This window comes from Streptomyces sp. B1866 (genome assembly GCF_031932565.1).
Classification (GTDB): domain Bacteria; phylum Actinomycetota; class Actinomycetes; order Streptomycetales; family Streptomycetaceae; genus Streptomyces.
Genome location: NZ_JAVSCF010000633.1, coordinates 1 through 412, shown reverse-complemented (window position 1 = coordinate 412; position 412 = coordinate 1). Strand labels below are relative to the sequence as shown.

The following is a 412-nucleotide window of genomic DNA, read 5'->3' as shown; positions in this document are numbered from 1 at the left end:
CGGTATCAGCGGCACCAACGCCCACGTCGTTCTCGAACAGGCCCCCGAATCCGAGGCCGCCGTCGCGCCGTCCCCGCATTCCGTACCGGACGGGGAAGCGGCAGACGAAACCGCCGTTCCGGCGCTCGTTCCGATCCCGGTTTCCGGGCGGGGCGAGGCAGGTCTGCGGGGCCAGGCGGGTCGTCTGGCGTCGTGGCTGGCGGGCGCGGGCGCGAATGTCGGCGTGGGTGATGTGGCGTATTCGCTGGTGAGGTCCCGGTCGGTGTTCGAGGACCGGGCCGTGGTGCTGGCGTCGGACGGTGCGGGACTGGCGGGGGATCTGGCGGCGTTGGCCGCCGGCGGTGAGGTGTCCGGCCGGGTGGTCGAGGGTTCCGTGGTGAGTGGCGGGTTGGGTTTGTTGTTTACGGGTCAG

1 protein-coding gene is annotated in these 412 nt (G+C 71.6%); it reads left to right on the top strand.

Annotation, left to right across the window (positions count from 1 at the left end):
- A partial coding sequence (locus RKE29_RS30540; protein ID WP_312008924.1) for a hypothetical protein occupies positions 1-412 on the top strand: 412 nt, incomplete at both ends.